This is a genomic window from Streptomyces sp. NPDC053673 (assembly GCF_055585225.1).
The window spans coordinates 44217-61634 of the sequence record NZ_JBVJKN010000015.1 but is presented as its reverse complement, the minus strand read 5'-3'; the positions used below and the strand labels follow the sequence as shown (position 1 = coordinate 61634).

At 71.7% G+C, this 17418-nt stretch carries 18 protein-coding genes; 12 read left to right on the top strand and 6 right to left on the bottom strand.

Annotated elements, in window-relative coordinates; translation table 11 throughout:
* The first annotated feature begins 5 nt into the window (after nt 1-5).
* The 4 genes from ACZ6ZQ_RS21825 to ACZ6ZQ_RS21810 all read left to right on the top strand — a co-directional run bounded on the left by ACZ6ZQ_RS21825 (nt 6) and on the right by ACZ6ZQ_RS21810 (nt 2090).
* Complete coding sequence (locus ACZ6ZQ_RS21825) at nt 6-377, top strand: Asp23/Gls24 family envelope stress response protein (RefSeq protein ID WP_469770163.1); 372 nt, start codon at nt 6-8, stop codon at nt 375-377.
* Nucleotides 374-1051 (top strand): DUF6286 domain-containing protein, encoded by a 678-nt coding sequence (locus ACZ6ZQ_RS21820; RefSeq protein WP_469770162.1) that lies wholly within the window; start codon nt 374-376, stop codon nt 1049-1051. The genes ACZ6ZQ_RS21825 and ACZ6ZQ_RS21820 overlap by 4 nt, the downstream gene beginning before the upstream one ends.
* Before the next feature lie 5 nt (nt 1052-1056).
* Nucleotides 1057-1635 (top strand): alkaline shock response membrane anchor protein AmaP, encoded by a 579-nt coding sequence (gene amaP, locus ACZ6ZQ_RS21815; RefSeq protein ID WP_469770270.1) that lies wholly within the window; start codon nt 1057-1059, stop codon nt 1633-1635.
* A gap of 263 nt (nt 1636-1898) precedes the next feature.
* A complete protein-coding gene (locus ACZ6ZQ_RS21810) occupies nt 1899-2090 on the top strand; it encodes a DUF6381 family protein (RefSeq protein ID WP_469770161.1) in 192 nt (63 codons plus the stop codon).
* A gap of 158 nt (nt 2091-2248) precedes the next feature.
* Here ACZ6ZQ_RS21810 and ACZ6ZQ_RS21805 read toward each other — a convergent pair whose 3' ends face one another.
* The 5 genes from ACZ6ZQ_RS21805 to ACZ6ZQ_RS21785 form a co-directional block, all read right to left on the bottom strand.
* Entirely contained in the window at nt 2249-3004 is a 756-nt protein-coding gene (locus tag ACZ6ZQ_RS21805; RefSeq protein WP_469770160.1) for an SDR family oxidoreductase, read from the bottom strand.
* A 165-nt stretch (nt 3005-3169) separates the two neighbouring features.
* On the bottom strand, nt 3170-4030 hold the full coding sequence (locus tag ACZ6ZQ_RS21800) for an SURF1 family cytochrome oxidase biogenesis protein (protein ID WP_469770159.1): 861 nt from the start codon (nt 4028-4030) through the stop codon (nt 3170-3172).
* 143 nt (nt 4031-4173) lie between these two features.
* Nucleotides 4174-4407 (bottom strand): hypothetical protein, encoded by a 234-nt coding sequence (locus ACZ6ZQ_RS21795; RefSeq protein WP_453662537.1) that lies wholly within the window; start codon nt 4405-4407, stop codon nt 4174-4176.
* A 104-nt stretch (nt 4408-4511) separates the two neighbouring features.
* Nucleotides 4512-5486 (bottom strand): DEDDh family exonuclease, encoded by a 975-nt coding sequence (locus tag ACZ6ZQ_RS21790; protein WP_469770158.1) that lies wholly within the window; start codon nt 5484-5486, stop codon nt 4512-4514.
* Nucleotides 5487-5717: 231 nt separating this feature from the next.
* The gene (locus ACZ6ZQ_RS21785; protein ID WP_469770157.1) at nt 5718-5903 is read right to left on the bottom strand and encodes a hypothetical protein; all 186 of its coding nucleotides are present in this window, start codon (nt 5901-5903) and stop codon (nt 5718-5720) included.
* Between the two features lie 523 nt (nt 5904-6426).
* On the opposite strand from ACZ6ZQ_RS21785, the gene ACZ6ZQ_RS21780 reads away from it, so the two are divergent.
* The 5 genes from ACZ6ZQ_RS21780 to ACZ6ZQ_RS21760 all read left to right on the top strand — a co-directional run bounded on the left by ACZ6ZQ_RS21780 (nt 6427) and on the right by ACZ6ZQ_RS21760 (nt 11543).
* Entirely contained in the window at nt 6427-7263 is an 837-nt protein-coding gene (locus ACZ6ZQ_RS21780) for an acetoacetate decarboxylase family protein (protein ID WP_469770156.1), read from the top strand.
* Nucleotides 7260-8144, top strand: coding sequence for an SDR family NAD(P)-dependent oxidoreductase (locus ACZ6ZQ_RS21775; RefSeq protein WP_469770155.1), 885 nt, complete (start codon nt 7260-7262; stop codon nt 8142-8144). The genes ACZ6ZQ_RS21780 and ACZ6ZQ_RS21775 overlap by 4 nt, the downstream gene beginning before the upstream one ends.
* 150 nt (nt 8145-8294) lie before the next feature.
* Nucleotides 8295-9581 carry an amidohydrolase family protein gene (locus ACZ6ZQ_RS21770; RefSeq protein WP_469770154.1) on the top strand — a complete coding sequence of 429 codons (1287 nt, stop codon included), beginning with the start codon at nt 8295-8297 and terminating at the stop codon, nt 9579-9581.
* Nucleotides 9578-10807, top strand: a complete 1230-nt coding sequence (locus ACZ6ZQ_RS21765; RefSeq protein WP_469770153.1) for an amidohydrolase family protein — start codon at nt 9578-9580, stop codon at nt 10805-10807. The genes ACZ6ZQ_RS21770 and ACZ6ZQ_RS21765 overlap by 4 nt, the downstream gene beginning before the upstream one ends.
* 25 nt (nt 10808-10832) lie before the next feature.
* Nucleotides 10833-11543, top strand: a complete 711-nt coding sequence (locus tag ACZ6ZQ_RS21760) for a VIT1/CCC1 transporter family protein (protein ID WP_469770152.1) — start codon at nt 10833-10835, stop codon at nt 11541-11543.
* On the opposite strand, the gene ACZ6ZQ_RS21755 is transcribed toward ACZ6ZQ_RS21760, so the two are convergent.
* Nucleotides 11540-14617: an NACHT domain-containing protein gene (locus ACZ6ZQ_RS21755; protein ID WP_469770151.1), complete on the bottom strand. Its 3078-nt coding sequence runs from the start codon at nt 14615-14617 to the stop codon at nt 11540-11542. The genes ACZ6ZQ_RS21760 and ACZ6ZQ_RS21755 overlap by 4 nt on opposite strands.
* Nucleotides 14618-14777: 160 nt before the next feature.
* On the opposite strand from ACZ6ZQ_RS21755, the gene ACZ6ZQ_RS21750 reads away from it, so the two are divergent.
* From ACZ6ZQ_RS21750 to ACZ6ZQ_RS21740, 3 genes are read left to right on the top strand one after another with little or no spacing between them, the layout of a single operon-like run.
* Complete coding sequence (locus ACZ6ZQ_RS21750) at nt 14778-15653, top strand: sterol desaturase family protein (RefSeq protein ID WP_469770150.1); 876 nt, start codon at nt 14778-14780, stop codon at nt 15651-15653.
* Nucleotides 15650-16315, top strand: a complete 666-nt coding sequence (locus ACZ6ZQ_RS21745) for a lysoplasmalogenase family protein (protein WP_469770149.1) — start codon at nt 15650-15652, stop codon at nt 16313-16315. The genes ACZ6ZQ_RS21750 and ACZ6ZQ_RS21745 overlap by 4 nt, the downstream gene beginning before the upstream one ends.
* Before the next feature lie 20 nt (nt 16316-16335).
* A complete protein-coding gene (locus ACZ6ZQ_RS21740; RefSeq protein ID WP_469770148.1) occupies nt 16336-17379 on the top strand; it encodes a zinc-dependent alcohol dehydrogenase family protein in 1044 nt (347 codons plus the stop codon).
* Nucleotides 17380-17418 lie beyond the last annotated feature (39 nt).

Sequence of the window (17418 nt, the reverse complement as noted above, 5' to 3'; positions counted from 1 at the left end):
ACGCCGTGGCCGCGGACTCCACCTGGCTCCCGGCGACGACGGGAATCGCGGCCGCCGAGCGGGGAGCGACCACCATCGCCGACCGCGTCGTCGCGAAGATCGCCGCGCAGGCGGCGCGCGAGGCCCTCGGCCGCGTACCGGAGGGTGGTTCGGCCCCGCACGCCACGGTCACGGTGCACCATGACCGTGCCCGGGTACGGATCAGCCTCGAACTCGACTATCCCTCCGACATCGGCGGGCAGTGCGGAGCCGTGCGTCGGCACGTCGCGCAGCGGGTAGAGGCGTTGGCGGGGATGGAGGTGCCCGAAGTCGCGGTGGAGGTCGAGCGGCTGCACTCCGTCCATACGCGTCGGGCGGCCCAGGGGAGGCTCCGATGAGCGAACCGGTCAAGGAGAGCGGACGGGTCGAGGAGAGCGGACCGGTCAAGGAAAGGGAACTGGACCAGTCGGCCTCCGCCGCCGCGTACCGGTCGGTGCCGGTGGCCGGACAGGACGACGGCGGCCGTCCCGGACGGTTCTGGTCCAAACGGCGGATCCCGGCCGCGCTGCTCGCGGTGGTGCTGACAGGCGGCGCGGGGCTGCTGCTGTTCGACGTGGCTTCGGTACGGGCCGACCGGCCCGGGATGGAGTGGCGGCGTTCCCTCGCCGGTCAGTTGGAGCAGCGCCCGTTGGACGACATCTGGGTGCTGGTGGGCGCGGGCGTCGCCGTGGCGCTGGGGGTGTGGCTGATCGTGCTCGCCACGACGCCAGGGCTGCGGCGGCTGCTGACGATGCGCCGCGACGCGGCCGGCTCGGGTGTCCGGGCCGGGCTGTACCGGGAGGCGGCGGCGCTGGTACTGCGCGACCGGGCGATGGACGTGTCCGGCGTGCAGACGGTGCGGGTACGGATGCGGCGCTCCCGGGTCACGGTCCGTGCGGTGTCCCATTTCCGTGAACTCGACGACGTGCGCGGCGACTTGGACACCGTGCTCGCCGTCGGGATCCGCGAGCTGGGGCTGGTGCACGCGCCGGCTCTGTCCGTGCATGTGCGACGGCCTCCGAAGAAGGGGTGAGCAGGATGCTCGGGGTGGTCAACCGCGTACTGCTGGGGCTCGCCGGGCTGGTGCTGGTGGCGGCCGGGGGTGCGGCGCTGGCCGCCGGCCTCGGCCTGGGGGTGCCGTCCTGGTGGCCCTGGAACGGGCCCGACGACGTCCTGCTCAGCGGCAGCGACCGGGGGCGGTGGCGGGACGAGGTCTGGTGGTGGCCCGCGGTCGTCGCGGCGCTCGTGATCGTCGTGGTACTCGCGCTCTGGTGGCTCTTCGCACAGTTCCGCCGCTCCCGGCTGGCCGAAGTCCTGGTCGAGAGCGGTGACGGAGAAGGCGCGCTGCTGCGGGGCCGAGCCCTGGAGTCCGTCCTCGCCGGTGAAGCGGAGCATCTGGAAGGCGTGGCCCGCGCCCAGGTCGCCCTCCACGGCCGCCGCACGGCCCCGGAGGCCCGGGTACGTCTCCTCCTGGAGCCCCACGCCTCCCCGTGCGAAACCCTGGAACGGCTCTCGTCGGAGGCGCTGACCCACGCCCGCGAGTCGGCGGGCCTGGCGACGCTTCCCTCGGAGGTCCGCCTCCGCGCCGAGAAACACCGTGCGCAACGCGTGACGTGACGGAGGCCTGGAGCGGCGGCGTGACGTGACGGGGGCCTGGGGCGCCGGCTGCGTGCACCGCGTACGGGCATCTCCCGACCATGGGGGCGGTCGGGTTCGGGGCCGGCGGGGCCGGTTCTTCGTGGCGTGGTCGCGTCGTGTCGTGGTCCCTGCGGACCGCTTCGACCTGCGGAGATCGAGGTCGGCGAGCGCTCGGGATGCGAGGCCGTGAAGGCGCTGGTTCGCTGATGGTGCCCGCTCATACAGACGCCCGAGGAGTGACCATGAGCGCTTCAGACGAATCCCGCGGACGCATCCGGCAGATGCGTCAGAAGGCGGAGGAACTGGACCAGGCCGCGGAGAGGGTGAGCGACCCTGAGGAGCGTCAGCGGCTCAAGGACAAGGCCCGCAAGCTGAAGGAGCAGAGCGAGCAGGAGAGTGCCATGGGTTCGGGGGACATTTACCCCATGGAGTGACCCCAGCCCCAGTCAGTCATCGGCCGGTGCCGCTCGCGACGATCCGGACGCGAGCGGCACCGGCCGGGCGTCGTACGGGGCGCGGATTCCCCTCACGCAGCCGACGGCGCCGTACGCACGAAACGAGCCGAGCAGCGGCTGCCCGAGCAGCCGGCCCGTCAGAAGCCGCGCCGGGCGCCGCCGTCGACCGGAAGCATCACGCCCGTGAGGTACGACGCCGCGGGGGACAGAAGGAACGCCGCCGTACGCCCGAACTCCTCCGGGGTGCCGTAGCGCCGCAGCGGGATGCGGGATTCGTTGGCGGTGCGAGCCGCGTCCGCGTCGCCCGAGAGGGCGTCGAGTTCGCGGACGCGGTCCGTGTCGATGCGGGACGGGAGGAGGCCCACGACGCGGATGCCGCGCGGGCCCAGCTCGTCGGCGAGGGACTTGGCGAAGCCGGCCAGGCCGGGGCGGAGGCCGTTCGAGATCGTCAGCCCCGGGATCGGTTCGTGGACCGAGGCGGACAGGACGAAGGCGATGACCCCTCCGTCGCTCAGCGCCGCCGCGGCCTCGCGTGCCAGCCGCACCGCGCCCAGGAAGACCGATTCGAACGCCGACTGCCACTGCTCGTCCGTGTTGTCCGCGACGAACCCGGGCGCCGGTCCGCCGACACTGATCAGAACGCCGTCGAAGCGGCCGAAGTGCTCGCGCGCCGCGGCGATCAGGTTCCCGGCGGCCGCCGGGTCGGCGTTGTCCGCTCCGATGCCCACGGCGTCCGGGCCGATCGCGGCCGCCGCGTCCGCGGCTGCCTTCTCGTCCCGCCCGGTGACGATCACCTTCGCGCCGTCGGCGGCCAGCGCCCGGGCCGCGGCGTTCCCCAGGCCCCGGGTGGCTCCGGTGACGACGTAGACACGGTCCTTCAGTCCAAGATCCATGGCCCTATCCTGCCGTCTCGTACGCGGCCTGGGCGAGGCCGGATCCCAACAGTCCGATATGGCCGAGGACGTTCCGTCAGAGCCCGGCAACCCGGCAGCCAGGCAGCCCGTCTGTCCGGCAACCCGTCTGCCGACGCGCCCCGAGTGTTCCCGCGGCGCGCTTCCCTAGGAAGGGCCCTGCGCAGAAGTGGACGCCGACGCCGGCGCGGCCGGGGCCGCCGGCCCGGACGCGGACGCGGGATCGGTTGCGGACGTGGGTCCGGTTGCGGGCTGCGCGGCCGCAGCCGCCCGGTCCCGCCTCTCGCGGCGTACGAGGACGACCCAGCCGACGGGCACACCGGCCGCGAACAGCCACCACTGGACGGCGTACGCCATGTGGGGGCCGATGGAGTCGTGGTCCGGGGCGGGGATCAGCTCGGGCGTGCTTCCGGGCGGCTCGGGCGCGGTCTGCTGCAGATAGCCGCCGAGCACGGGCCTGCCGAGGCCCTTCGCCTGCTGCTCACTGTTGATCAGCATGATCTGACGGGGCGGCAGTCCGCGCAGGTCCTTGATGCCGCTGGCATCCGTCGTCTCGTCGGCCATCAGCCGGCCGGTGACGGTGACCTCGCCCTTGGGCGCGGGCGGCACGACGGGGAACGCCGTCTGGTCGGCCGCGGCGGGCACCCAGCCACGGTTGACCAGGACGGCGCGGCCGTCGGCGAGGACCAGCGGGGTCAGCACATGGACGCCGACCCGTTCGTCGCTGTTGGTGCGTCGGCGTACGACGACCTCGTGCGCGGTGTCGTACGTCCCCTTCGCGGTGACCCGCCGCCAGTAGTCGGCGCGCGGCACGGTGTGACCGGGGGCGGTCAGTTCGGTGACGGGGACCGGCCGCGCGGTGAGGTTGTCCGAGATCAGCTTGTTCTGGGCGACCCGGTGTTCGTGCCGGTGCAGCTGCCAGAAGCCCAGCTCGACCATCACGGGAATGAGGACGAGGAAGACGAGGGTGAGGATCACCCACTGCCGGGACAACAGGAAGCGGTACACCCCACGACCGTACAACTCGGTCGTGGGGTGCTCGGAGGGAGGGTCCGGGGACGGGGCGGGGCAGCCCCGGACCCGGTCCGGGGGACTGGTCGGGGACGCGTTCCGGGGAGTGGCCCGGGGCGGCGGCCTGCCGGGGGGCGGGCTCACACTTTGTCGACGATGCCCGCCTTTCCCTCCGCGCGGGCGCAGTGACCGCCGCAGTACCAGTGGCCCTCCACCTCGACGCCCTGGCCGATGATCTGGACCCGGCAGTGCTCACAGATGGGCGCCATCCGGTGGATGGCGCAGGAGAAGCAGTCGAAGACGTGCACCGCGCCCTGCGCGTGCACCTCGAAGGACATGCTGTAGTCGTTTCCGCAGACCTCGCAACGTGCCATGCGCCGCATGCTCCGGAGCGCGGGAGACCGGAGCAAGATCCGGACGGGCGGGTCGGCGAGGCTGCACCCGACCGGCGCAGCGGACCTTCGGCGGCATCGCGCCGTCAGGCCTCCGCGGGAGCGACGTCCCTCAGCAACTGCGTGAACGCGGCCTCGTCGACGATCGGCGTGCCGAACGACCTGGCCCGCACCGTCTTCGACGTCGCCGCGTCCGGATCGTTCGTGACGAGCAGACTCGTCAGCCGGGAGACGCTCGTCGCGACATGGAGGCCCGCCTCGATCGCGCGGTCCTCCAGCAGCTCCCGCTCGATGGACGTATCTCCGGAGAACGCCACCCTCATGCCCTGCTTGAGTGGTTTATCTGTTTCGTAACGCCCGGGGTTGGGGTACGGGCACGCGGGCCGCCTACGTGCGGGACGCCAGCTGTTCTGCCGGTACGACGTCTGGTGGCCGATGCGCGGCGCGGGAGGGGCCGAGGACCACTCGGTCAGGGGCCGGCACTCCAGCAGCGGCAGCCGCGCATTGCGCTCCGCCGCCGTGTGCAGACTCGGCCGGAACGCCTCGGCCAGCACCCGCGCGTCGTCCAGCGCGTTGTGCGCGCGCCGCTGCACGACGCCGAAGTGCGCCGCGAGCGACTCCAGCTTGTGGTTGGGCAGCGGGAGCGCCAGCTCCTTGGAGAGCGCGATGGTGCACAGGCGCTGCCGTACGGGCGCGACGCGCTCCGCCCGTGCGTACTCCCTGGCGATCATCGACCAGTCGAAGATCGCGTTGTGCGCGACGAGCACCCGGCCGTCCAGCCGGTCCGCGAACTCACGGGCGATATCACTGAAGAGGGGTGCGCCCTCCAGCACATCGCTCGTCAGGCCGTGGATCCACACCGGACCCGGATCCCGCTCGGGATTCACCAGCGTGTACCAGTGGTCCTCGACATTGCCCAGGGCGTCCAGTCGATAGACGGCAGCCGACACTATCCGGTCGTCGCGGGCGAGTCCGGTGGTCTCCACGTCGACGACCGCATACCCCTGTGGGTACGCGGTCGGCCACGCTGCTGCTGTCGTACGGTCGTCGAGCATGGTCACAGAGCTTACGGGCCCCCACTGACAGCGCTGTCCCGGCCCGTCCGGGAACCCGGCGGCAGCCGGTCAGAAGAACAGCTTCCGTTCGCACGGCACATGACGGCCCCTGAGCCACCTGGGGGCGGCCCTGGGGGCTGCCCTGACCCTGCCCGTACGGGTGAGGGATCTCGGGCGCGCGCTGCCACCGCATCGGGTGATGCGACAGGAGCGGAACTTACGGCGAGCTCCGGCGAGTCATGCGAGCAGCGCCTTCACCAGCGCCTTCACCAGCGCCTTCACGGACGTGGCGAACAGCTTCTCCGGGTCGGTCGGACGGGCCAGCGCGCGGGCCAGGGCGGGGTCGTCCTCCGCGCTCTCGGTGCCCCACAGCTCCTCCTCGCCGGGTGACTGCAGGGGCGCGCGCTCCCGGTTCCGCTCCACCAGGACGAAGCCGACGATCTGGAACCGTGTGGCTCGGCACGGCCCTTCACAGGCCCGACCAGATTCGAGGTCGGCGCCCCCTGCTCCGGGGCGTGCACGGCTCTTTACCGTTCCTGGGCGCTGCGAGGCGGGGCCGGCTCTTGTGCAGCGGGTCACCCCGAACGGTCTTGGGTGACCTGGTTCCCCGCGTACGCACCGCGGCGGCGGCACACGTCCTGCGTGTGATCCAGTTCGCGGCGGGCGGAGTCCCTGTTGCGCAACGAGTCCGGCCGGGCCTGACTGGTCCGATGCCCCGCACCATCCTCCGGTGGTACGGGGGCGGTGCCACTCGACGCCGCGGGTGAACTGCGATGCGCATGTACAACAGTACGAGCTTCTTGCCTCAAGCCGACCGATTCTCCCATGCGTTCACCCGAACGAGGCGTGCCGAAATCGGATGCGCACGTCTCTGGACCCTTTGCCCAGCGCATGTAACTGTGCAGCCCGCATCAGGGAACGCGCCCCCGACGAAGGGTGGTACGACATGGCACGCGTACGGTACGGCGCGCGCACCGAGGTCGAGATCGCGGCCGCCCGCGCAGCCGGCGCCGAACTCCCCGACATCTGGTCCACGGGCGTCGTGGCGGTGTGGGAGACCGACCCGGACGTGGTCGCGGCCGTTCTGCCGCCGCCGCTCAAACCCGCCGAACGCCCCCTCGTACGAGCCAACATCAGCAAGGTCGATCTGCCCGGCTATCCTCCCCCGAGGCCTTCGGCACGGGAGGTACCCCCAGGCGCGGGCTCGGTCGCCGTCGCCGCCGCCCACGGCGACCAGCAGGGCTGGTATCCGCTCGTCATGCCGATGACCCATGAGCGGGCCCTCATCGGCGGCCGTGAGGTCTTCGGCGAGCCGAAGAAGCTGGGCGAGGTGACCGTCGACCGCGAAGGCCTGCTCGTCCGGGCGGCCCTTGCCCGGCACGGGATCGCTTTCGTGGAGGTGCGGGGCGCGGTGAGCGGCCCGCTGCCACTGCCCGAGCCCACCGAGAAGGTGGACTTCTACTTCAAGTTCCTTCCGGCCGTGGACGGGGCCGGCTCCGGCTTCGACGCCGAGCCGGTCCTCGTCCACTGCGTGCGCAACGAGAAGATCCGCAAGCTGGAGCAGCTCACCGGCGACGTCGTGCTGCGCGAGTCGATGTACGACCCGGTCGCCGACCTGCCTGTACGGAAGCTGGTGGAGCTCACCATCGGCGAGAAGACCACCGACCAGAAGGGGCGCGTGGCGGAACGGGTCAGCGCACAGGCGCTCCTGCCGTACATCCACCAGCGCTACGACGACCCGCAGCAGATCCTCGACGGACCGCCGGAGGGGAGCGTCCGATGAGGCTGGCACGCGGACAGGTCGCCGTCGTCACCGGCGCGGCGAGCGGCATCGGACTGGCGATGGCGCGGAGGTTCGCGGAGGAGGGCCTGAGGGTCGTTCTCGCGGACGTCGAGGAAGGCGGGCTGCGCAAGGCCGTGGACGATCTCGTCGCGGGCGGCGCGGACGTCCTCGCACAGGTCGTGGACGTCTCGGACCGGGACTCCGTACAGCGCCTCGCCGACGCGGCCTACGAGTCCTTCGGCGCCGTGCATGTGCTGTGCAACAACGCGGGCGTCGGCTCCGGCGCCGAGGGCCGGATGTGGGAGCACGAGCCGAACGACTGGAAGTGGGCGTTCGCCGTGAACGTGTGGGGTGTCTTCCACGGCATCCAGGCCTTCGTCCCCCGGATGATCGCCGGCGGTGAGCCCGGCCACGTGGTGAACACCTCATCGGGGGACGGCGGTATCGCCCCGCTGCCCACCGCGTCCGTGTACGCCGTCACCAAGGCGGCGGTCGTGACGATGACCGAGTCGCTGTACGCGCATCTGAAGGCGGAGGGCGCGCGGGTGGGGGCGTCGGTCCTCTTTCCCGGCCCGCACATGCTCCGCACCGGCCTGTGGGAATCGCACCGCAACCGGCCGTCGCGCTACGCCAAGGAGCGGCCGCGGAAGACCCCGTACCGCAGCCTCGACCAGTGGGAGGCGGCGATGAGGGCCGCCGGGCACGAGGTGACATTCACACCGGTGGACGAGGTCGCCGCGCATGTCGTGGACGGGATCAGGGCCGACCGCTTCTGGATGCTCCCGGCGAGCGAGCACAGCGACCGGCAGATCCGGGCGCGCTCGCAGTCGATGCTGAGCCGCTCCGCGCCTGACTACTTGGAGAGCTTCATTCTCGACTGAGCGTCGAGCACGTCCGCGGCGAATCCGCGGCGAATCCGCCCGCGAACCGGCGGTGATTTCGCAGCGATCCGCAGCGATCCGCGGCGATCCGCGGCGAGACCGCGGCCATTTCGCAGCCATCCCGCAGCGATCCCGATCGAGGTGAGCGCGTTGACAGAGCCGAACGACCCGTATCTGATCATTTCCTCCGACTGCCACGCCGGCCTGCCCACCGAGCAGTACCGGCCCTACCTCGACTCCCGCTTCCACCCTGACTTCGACGAGTTCCTCGCCGGGCGCGACCGCCGCCGCGAGGAGATGACCCGCCTCGGCGTACGCAACGAGGCCTTCGCGAGCAAGTGGTTCAGCGACAACGAGGAAGGCCTGCGCGGCGGCTGGGACACCGCGCAGCGGCTCAAGGAACTCGACGGCGACGGGGTGGCCGCCGAGGTGGTCTTCCCCGACGCGGACGCCGTCGACAGCCAGACCGCCGCCCCCTTCGGCGTCGGACTCGGTCTCTCCGGCGACCAGGACCCCGAGCTCGGCATGGCGGGTGCGCAGGCGCACAACCGCTGGCTCGCCGAGTTCGTCTCCGAGAGTCCCGAGCGGCACTGCGGGGTCGCCCTCCTCCCCGTCACCGGTGACGTCGACCGTGTCGTCGCCGAGATCCACCGGGCCAGGGAATCCGGTCTCGGCGCGCTCATGATCCCTTCCATGTGGGTGGACAAGGCCCCGTACCACGACCGGCGTTACGACCCCGTCTGGGCGGCCGCCGCCGAGACCGCCATGCCGCTGGTCACCCACTCCGGCGCCGCGCCCCGCCACGAGTACGGAGACCACCTGGGCATCTACGTCTCCGAGGTCACCTGGTGGCCGGCCAGACCGCTCTGGTTCCTGCTCTGGTCCGGGGTCTTCGAGCGCCACCCCGGACTGAAGTTCGGCGTCGCCGAGTCGGGCTGCTGGTGGCTGCCCAACCTGTTGTGGTTCATGGACCGGCTCTACCTCGGCGCGCACGGCGGCAAGAAGCTCTCGCCCTTCGCCGAGCTGAAGCGGCCGCCCAGCGAGTATCTGGACCGGCAGATCTTCATCTGCGCCACCAACACGAAACGGCGCGAACTCGCCCAGCGGTACGAGATCGGCATCGACAACATCCTCTGGGGCTCCGACTTCCCCCACCCGGAGGGCACCTGGCCCAACACCCGTGCCTGGCTGAAGAACACCTTCCACGACATCCCCGTCGCGGAGACCCGTCGCATCCTGGGCCTCGCGGCCGCCGAGGTCTTCGGCTTCGACACCGACAAGCTGGCCCCGATCGCCCGCCGTATCGGCCCGACCCCGGCCGATCTCGGCCAGTCCGACGACCAGCCGGCCGTCGAGGCGTCATGGGCCAGGTCGCGCGAGGTCGGCCGCCACTGGCTGACCGACCACGACTTCCCGTCCCTGGGGGTGTCGTCATGAGTGAGGACCGCTACACGGTCATCTCCGCCGACTGTCACGCGGGCGCCGATCTCCTCGACTACAAGCCGTATCTGGAGAAGCGCCACCACGACGACTTCGACGCATGGGCGGCGACATACGTCAATCCGTACGAGGACCTCCTCGCCGACACCGCCGACCGCAACTGGAACTCGGACCGCAGGGTCGCCGAACTGGAGGCCGACGGCATCGTCGCCGAAGTCGTCTTCCCCAACACCATCCCGCCGTTCTTCCCCTCCGCATCGCTGATGGCTCCGGCGCCGACACGCGAGGAGTACGAGCAGCGCTGGGCCGGGCTGCGCGCCCACAACCGCTGGCTCGCCGACTTCTGCTCCCTCGTCCCCGGCCGCCGGGCGGGTGTCGCGCAGATCCTGCTGAACGACGTGGACGAGGCGGTCGCCGAGGTCCGCCGCAGCAAGGAGGCAGGTCTCACCGGGGGGATCCTGCTGCCCGGCGCCCCGCCCGGGTCCGGCGTCCCGGAGCTGTACTCGGCGACGTACGACCCGCTGTGGGCGGTCTGCGATGAGCTCGACGTACCGGTCAATCACCACGGCGGGTCCGCCTCCCCGCCGCTCGGCGACGAACCGGCCGCGCGGGCCGTCTTCATGGTGGAGACGACGTGGTTCTCCCACCGGGCGCTCTGGCACCTGATCTTCGGCGGTGCCTTCCGCCGCCACCCCGGGCTGAAACTGGTGCTGACCGAACAGGGCTCGGGCTGGATCCCGGCGGTCGTCGAGATGCTCGACTACTACCACGGGCGGCTCGTCGCCGCGGCCTCCCGGGCCTCCACCGCGGAGTCCAAGTTCGGTGCCGGTCTCGCCGCCTCCATGGGCAAGGGCCCGAGCGAGGTCTGGCGCGACAACTGCTTCGTCGGCGCGAGCTTCATGCGCCCCCACGAGGTGCCGCTGCGCGACCGGATCGGCCTCGACAAGATCATGTGGGGGAGCGACTACCCGCACGACGAGGGCACGACCCCGTACTCCCGCGAAGGCCTCCGCATCGCCTACGCGGGCCTGCCGCGCGAGGAGGTCGCGGCGATGGCGGGCGGGAACGCGGCCCGGGTGTACGGCTTCGACCTCGATCTGCTGGACGGCATCGCGGCGCAAGCCGGCCCCACGGTCTCGGAAATCGCCGAACCCCTGAAGGAGGTCCCGGCCGACGCCACCAGTCCCGCCTTCGCCCCGGGCGGGTCGGTACGCGTCTGGTGACCGCCCGGGATGAGACCCTCCCCGGGTGACCGAACCAGCGCACCACGAGCCCCACGGCGAACCCCTTGGCACCCGCCTCAACTGGCTCCGCGCCGCGGTACTCGGCGCCAACGACGGCATCGTCTCCACGGCCGGCCTCGTCGTCGGCGTCGCGGGCGCGACCAGCGACCGAGCGGCCCTGCTCACCGCCGGCCTCGCCGGACTGCTCGCCGGCTCCATGTCCATGGCGGCCGGCGAGTACGTCTCGGTCTCCACCCAGCGCGACTCCGAGAAGGCGGCGCTGGCCGTCGAGAAGCGAGAACTGCGGGAGCAGCCGGAGGCCGAACTCGACGAGCTCACGGACCTGTTGGAGGACCGCGGCCTCTCGCGCGAGGTGGCCCGCGAGGCCGCGGTCCAGCTCACCGAACGCGACGCCCTGCGCGCGCATGCGCGGGTCGAGCTGGGCATCAACCCCGACGAGCTGGCCAACCCCTGGCACGCAGCGGGCGCGAGCTTCCTCGCGTTCACGGTGGGCGCGCTGCTGCCGCTGCTGGCCATCGTGCTCCCGCCCGCGACCGTGCGGCTGTGGGTGACCGTGGTGTCGGTGCTCGTCGCGCTGAGCTTCACCGGCTGGTGGAGTGCGCGGCTGGGAGCGGCGCCGGTGGGGCGGGCGGTGGTGCGGAACGTGGGCGGGGGAGCGCTGGCGATGGGGGTGACGTACGCGGCGGGGTCGTTGCTGGGGGCGGCGGGGGTTTAGCGCGTGCGGTTGATGCGCTCGGGCGGGAACAGCTCTGCACCGATGAGCTGCGTCCCGTTGTGGGCGACGATCGTGAGCTGCTCCTTGCCGGCCAGCGGCGAGATGTCGACGGGGCCGCAGTCGCCGAGTGACAGGCGGGTCAGCCTGGGCAGCTCCCGCAACGGTCCGAGGCCGGAGGCGAGTCGGCTGCGACCCACGTACAGTTCGATCAGTCCTCGATGACGCAAAACGGTGGCGAGATCGAGCGACGACTGGTCGATGATCTGCAGGGTGTGGAGCGGAAAGTCGTGTGGATGGCGGGCCAGTTCTCCGGCCTGTGCGTCACCCGAGACCGTCAGCCACTCCAGGCCGGGCCAGCGCTCGAGCCCGTCGAGGCTGATGCCTCGGGCCTCATCGAAAAGACCGAGACGCGTGAGCCCGCGCGGGGCGGGAATCTCCCCGACGCTGGACACGCCCGCTGCGAAATCGAGCGCCAACAGCTGGAGTGCGGTCAGGTCATCGACCGGCGCGAGGGAAAGGCCGTCCGTGAGGTTGTAGAGCCACAGCTTCCGAAGAGGCAGTCCGCGCAGGGAGCCGAGATCCGTGAGCGCGGGACAGGCGTCGATGCCGAGCAGATTCAGCCGGGGCAGCGCGGCCAATGGGGACAGATCGTTCAGGCCCTGGTCCTGATTGAGGAACAGCGACTCCACCCTTGTGTGCTGCGTGATCTCCGACGGGATTCCGTGGTCGCCTTCGAGGCGGATCCACGTGAGGTGGCGCAGCCGTGCGAGCGCCGCGACCTGTTCCGCCGTGCGGACCTTGAGATACGTGTCGGGCAGCGTGGCGTGCGCCAGCACCGTCTCGGCATACTCCGCAGCGTCGAAGGCGCCCCAGCTGTACGAAACCTGGTAGGCGACCGGGAAGCGAACATCCTCGGCGAACCGCGCGATCACCCCCATCCCCGCGTCACCCCCCACCAGCGCCGCCGTCCGCACCACGGCCGCCGCCGCATCCTCGTCCAGCCCCTCCGGCCCCGGCAGCAGCTCCAGCACCAGCTCGCCGACCTTCGCGAGCTCCTCTGCCTTCTCCAGGCTCCGCGGCGGCAGCAGCTCCTCAGTACGGGCCTGGACGTCGGCCCGAACGGACGGGTCCAGCTCCGGCGCATGCTCCAGGCACGCCGCCGCCAGCAGCACCAGCCGGTGTCGCATCTTCGGTGCCCGGTCGGCCCGTCGCAACAACTGCTTCAGCAGCCGGGCTCGTTCCGCCGGCCGTGCGTGCCCGACCGCCATCTGCACGACGTCGTCCCACTGGTCGTCGTGCGCGTTGCGCACCAGCATCCCGATGTCCCGGGACTCCACCGCCGCCTTGGCCCCCAGATAGTCCTGGAAGGTCCGGTGCACGAAGTCCACGGCGCCCGGCGCGGGTTCGCGAAGCAGCCCGCTGCGGATGAGCAGGTGCGCGAGCACCTGCTCGTCCGTGCCCCGCACCTGTGGCATCGCGGCCAGCCACTCGGCCAGCATCTCCACGACCTCGGGCCGGTCGGCCTCCACCTGCCCGTTGCGGATGAGCCAGTACGCGAGCCGCTGCAGCAGTGCCGTCTGCTCCTCCCGCGTGAGGTCGACGCCCTCGACGCCGGTGATCTCCCGCTCCGTGTCACGGCGTACGAGCAGCATGTCCAAGGCCGCGTCGTACAGCTCCTTGCGGGCCCGGGGCAACTGCATCCGGCGGTCGCGGTTCAGCGCACACAGCAGTGCGCACATCAGTGGATTGGTGGCGAGCCGGCCCAGATCCCGGCGGGTGGCGACGGCTTGGCGCAAAGACGCCTCGTATGCCTCCAGTTCACCGTGCTCACTGTCGGAGAGGCCTTCCAGGCGGGCCGCGTCGTGCCAGTGGCCGATGAACGAGCGGATGTCGTCGCGGTCCATGGGAAGCAGCGAGTGCGCCGTGAAGCCGAGCCGCGCGAGCCAGTCCTCCGGCACCGCCGACGGGCGGGTCGTCACCACGTAGCGGGCGTCCGGATAGGCCGCGATCAGGGACTTCAGCCATGCCTCGGTACGGGTCCGCAGGCGCATCGGGACCTCGTCCACGCCGTCGACGAGAATCAGCGCCCGGCCCTCGGTGAGCATGCGCTCGGTCCATCCCGCGGGCGCGCTCATCGGGATCCCGGTCGCCCGCAGGAAGTCCTCGGGGGTGGGCAGATCGGCTGTCGAGGTGAAGGCACGCAGCCGTAGCACGAAAGGGACGCACAAGTTCCAGTCCCCCGGCTCGCCCCGGAAGCTGCGCCGGGCCGCGTTCAGCGCCAGCCACTGCACCAGCGTGCTCTTGCCGGAGCCCGCGGGCCCGCGCAGCAGCAGCCGGTCGGTGGTGGTCAGGATCTGCTCGGCCCTGACGGCCACCTGGCCCGTGCGGGGGAGATCGAAGCCGTCCCGTTTCCCGGCGTCCGCACTGACCGTGAGGCTGATGTACGCCGTGTCCAACGGCCACTCCCGCGCCGATCGCCCCAGCGTCAGCCCGAACAGCTCCAGCCGCCCGTGCGTCGCCGCCACGTAGTCCGCGTAACGCTGCTCGAACTCCAGGGCCACCGCGTCCGGGCTGCGCCCGGTCAGCGTCTCCACGGCGTCCCGGGTCCGTCCCGCCATCCGTACGTGCTCCACGGCAGCCCGCGCCGCGAACGACGGATGGGCGGTCGCCTGCTCCACCACATGCTCGCAACACAGGCCCAGCAGCTCCTCGTACAACTCGGCCGCACGAGAGCTCAGCCCAGCGCCGGCCGGTGCCCGTAGCTCGGCTCGTAACCGCGCGGGGTCGAGGTCCACCGCGAAGAGCCGGTCGGGGTCGATGGCCCCAGCCGTCGCGAAGGTGTCCCGTACCGCGTCGACCGCCGCCAGCCGCTCGTGCTCCGGCAGCCCGGCGTACGCGTCCGTGAGCCGCCCGCCCAGCACCTTCGCCAGCCGGTCCGCGCCCGCCGGGCGCGGGAAGGGGCGCACCGGCGCCTTCACCAGGCCGGCCCCTGGCCGCGGCGCGAGGAGGGACTTGGCCATGGCGCCGAGCACCGTCCCCGCGAGCCGGACCAACGCGACTTCCAGTCCCTGCACGACAGTTCCCCCGTACGTGTCCCGTCTCTCGTCCCCCGGACACAGAAGACTACGGCCGCCGCCTTGGCAGAAGTCACCAAAACCTGCTGACAAGTCGTCTCACAAACTTGTCGGTAACACCATCTGGCCGAGCCACCGGACCCGCCTCTACGGTGCCCGCATGCCGCCCAACCTGCCCGACGCCGTGCTGTGGTCGATACCCGCCTTCGTCCTGCTCACCGTCGTGGAGATGGTGAGCTACCGGCTCCATCCCGACGAGGACGCCGCCGGCTACGAGACCAAGGACGCCGCCACCAGCATCAGCATGGGTCTCGGCAGCCTCGGCTTCGACCTCCTGTGGAAGATCCCGGTCGTCGCGATCTACACCGCGGTGTACGAGCTCACCCCGCTCCGCGTCCCCGTCCTCTGGTGGACGGTCCTGCTGATGCTGCTCGCGCAGGACTTCTTCTACTACTGGTCCCACCGCGGTCATCACGTCATCCGGATCCTGTGGGCCTGCCACGTCGTCCACCACTCCAGCCGGAAGTTCAACCTCAGCACCGCGCTGCGCCAGCCGTGGACCGGGTTCACCTCCTGGCCGTTCTACCTGCCGGTGATCGCCTGCGGCGTCCACCCGGCCGCCCTCGCGTTCTGCTCCTCCGCGAACCTCGTGTACCAGTTCTGGATCCACACCGAGCGGATCGACAAACTGCCGCGGCCCTTCGAGTACGTACTGAACACCCCCTCCCACCACCGGGTGCACCACGCTTCCCAAGGCGGCTATCTGGACCGGAACTTCGGCGGGATCCTGATCATCTGGGACCGGGTCTTCCGGTCGTTCGCGGCCGAGACCGAGCGGCCCGTGTACGGGCTCACCAAGAACATCGCGACGTACAACCCGCTGCGCGTCGCCACGCACGAGTACGTCGCCATCGCCCGGGACGTACGGGCGGCGGGCAACTGGCACGAGCGCGCCGGGCGGCTGTTCCGGGGGCCGGGATGGCAGCCCGCCGAGGGGGGCGTGGCCGCGGCCGCCGGGCAGGAGCGTTCCTCATGAACCGGGAGCGCCTGGCCCGCGTGCTGCCGGGCGCGTTCTGGATGGCACTCGCCGCCGACCTGAGCGCGCTGCTCGCCGGCCAGGACACCGGGCATCTGATCGCCAAGCCGCTGCTGATGGCGCTGCTCGCGGCATACGCGGCGACCCGGGGCGCGCCCCGGCTGCTCGTCGCGGCGCTGCTCTGCGGCTGGGGCGGGGACGTGTTCCTGATGGCCGACGCCGACTGGGCGTTCCTTGTCGGGATGGGGCTCTTCGCCGCAGGGCACGTCTGCTACCTCGTGCTCTTCGGCAGGAGGCGCACGAGCCCGGCCCTGGGCATCGCGTACGGCGCGGTCCTCGCCGGTGCCATCGGGCTGCTCTGGGCCGACCTGCCGGCGGAGTTGCGGATCCCCGTCGCCGGGTACTCGCTGCTGCTGACCGCCATGGCCTACCGGTCTGGCGCCCTCGGGCGCACCGCCGCGGCGGGCGGAGCGCTGTTCCTGCTCTCCGACCTGCTCCTGGCGACCGGGATCGCCGAATGGCCGCAGCTTCCCGCGCCCGACTTCTGGATCACGCTCACGTACGCGGGGGCGCAGTATCTGCTGACGCGGGGTGCCCTGGGCACACTCGGGTGCGCGCCCGTACCCGACCGGGCGTACCGTGAGGCGCGTACTGCCGTCTGAACAGCAAGGACCCGTCCGACATGCGCGCCACCACGATCCACGCCCCGTTCGACATGCGCGTGGAGGACGTGCCCGACCCGAGGCTGCAGGAGCCGGGCGACGTCGTGGTGCGGGTCCTGCGGGCCTGTATATGCGGCAGCGACCTGTGGGCGTACCGCGGCGAGTCGGAACGGCAGCCCGGGCAGCGGATCGGCCACGAGTTCCTGGGCGTCGTCGAGGAGGCGGGCGCCGGGGTGAGCGGGTTTGTGCCCGGCGATCTCGTCGTCGCGCCGTTCGTGTGGTCCGACGGCACCTGTGAGTACTGCGCGGAGGGGCTGCACACGTCCTGCCCGCGGGGCGGCTTCTGGGGCTCGCCCGGCAGCGACGGCGGCCAGGGCGAGGCCGTGCGCGTGCCCTTCGCCGACGGCACCCTCGTCAAGCTCCCCGCGGCCGCCGCCTCCGACGACCGGCTGCTGACCGCGCTCCTCGCGCTCTCAGACGTGCTGGGTACCGGCCACCACGCCGCCGTCGGTGCCGGCGTCACGAAGGGAAGCACGGTCGCCGTCGTCGGTGACGGAGCAGTCGGCCTGTGCGGGGTGCTCGCCGCCAGGCGGCTCGGCGCCGAACGGATCATCGCGCTCGGCCGGCATCAGGTCCGTACCGACATCGCGCGGACCTTCGGCGCCACGGACGTCGTCGCGGCGCGCGGCGACGAGGCCGTCGCGGCCGTGCGCGAACTGACCGGCGGCCAGGGCGCACACGCCGTCATCGAGGCCGTCGGCACCGAGCAGTCCATGCGCACCGCGGTCGGGATCACCCGCGACGGCGGCGCCATCGGCTACGTCGGCGTCCCGCACGGCAGCGGCACCGGTCTCGACCTCGGCGTCATGTTCGACCGCAACATCGCACTGCGCGGGGGCGTCGCACCGGTCCGTGCGTACATACCCGAGCTGCTCCCGGACGTCCTGGACGGCACGGTCGACCCGTCCCCGGTCTTCGACGTGACGGTCGGCCTGGACGGTGTCCCCGACGGCTACCGGGCCATGGACGAGCGCACCGCGCTGAAGGTCCTCGTCAAGCCGTAGGGCGCGTGCGGCTTCCGCCTCCCCCCTCCCCGCCCCTTC

What these genes read in the sequence shown, in the direction of transcription:
- amaP (WP_469770270.1), top strand. Translation starts at nt 1,057, where the DNA reads ATGCTCGGGGTGGTCAACCGCGTACTGCTGGGGCTCGCCGGGCTGGTG.
- ACZ6ZQ_RS21820 (WP_469770162.1), top strand. Translation starts at nt 374, where the DNA reads ATGAGCGAACCGGTCAAGGAGAGCGGACGGGTCGAGGAGAGCGGACCG.
- ACZ6ZQ_RS21775 (WP_469770155.1), top strand. Translation starts at nt 7,260, where the DNA reads ATGAGGCTGGCACGCGGACAGGTCGCCGTCGTCACCGGCGCGGCGAGC.
- ACZ6ZQ_RS21805 (WP_469770160.1), bottom strand. Translation starts at nt 3,004, where the DNA reads ATGGATCTTGGACTGAAGGACCGTGTCTACGTCGTCACCGGAGCCACC.
- ACZ6ZQ_RS21810 (WP_469770161.1), top strand. Translation starts at nt 1,899, where the DNA reads ATGAGCGCTTCAGACGAATCCCGCGGACGCATCCGGCAGATGCGTCAG.
- ACZ6ZQ_RS21795 (WP_453662537.1), bottom strand. Translation starts at nt 4,407, where the DNA reads ATGGCACGTTGCGAGGTCTGCGGAAACGACTACAGCATGTCCTTCGAG.
- ACZ6ZQ_RS21740 (WP_469770148.1), top strand. Translation starts at nt 16,336, where the DNA reads ATGCGCGCCACCACGATCCACGCCCCGTTCGACATGCGCGTGGAGGAC.
- ACZ6ZQ_RS21750 (WP_469770150.1), top strand. Translation starts at nt 14,778, where the DNA reads ATGCCGCCCAACCTGCCCGACGCCGTGCTGTGGTCGATACCCGCCTTC.
- ACZ6ZQ_RS21780 (WP_469770156.1), top strand. Translation starts at nt 6,427, where the DNA reads ATGGCACGCGTACGGTACGGCGCGCGCACCGAGGTCGAGATCGCGGCC.
- ACZ6ZQ_RS21765 (WP_469770153.1), top strand. Translation starts at nt 9,578, where the DNA reads ATGAGTGAGGACCGCTACACGGTCATCTCCGCCGACTGTCACGCGGGC.
- ACZ6ZQ_RS21745 (WP_469770149.1), top strand. Translation starts at nt 15,650, where the DNA reads ATGAACCGGGAGCGCCTGGCCCGCGTGCTGCCGGGCGCGTTCTGGATG.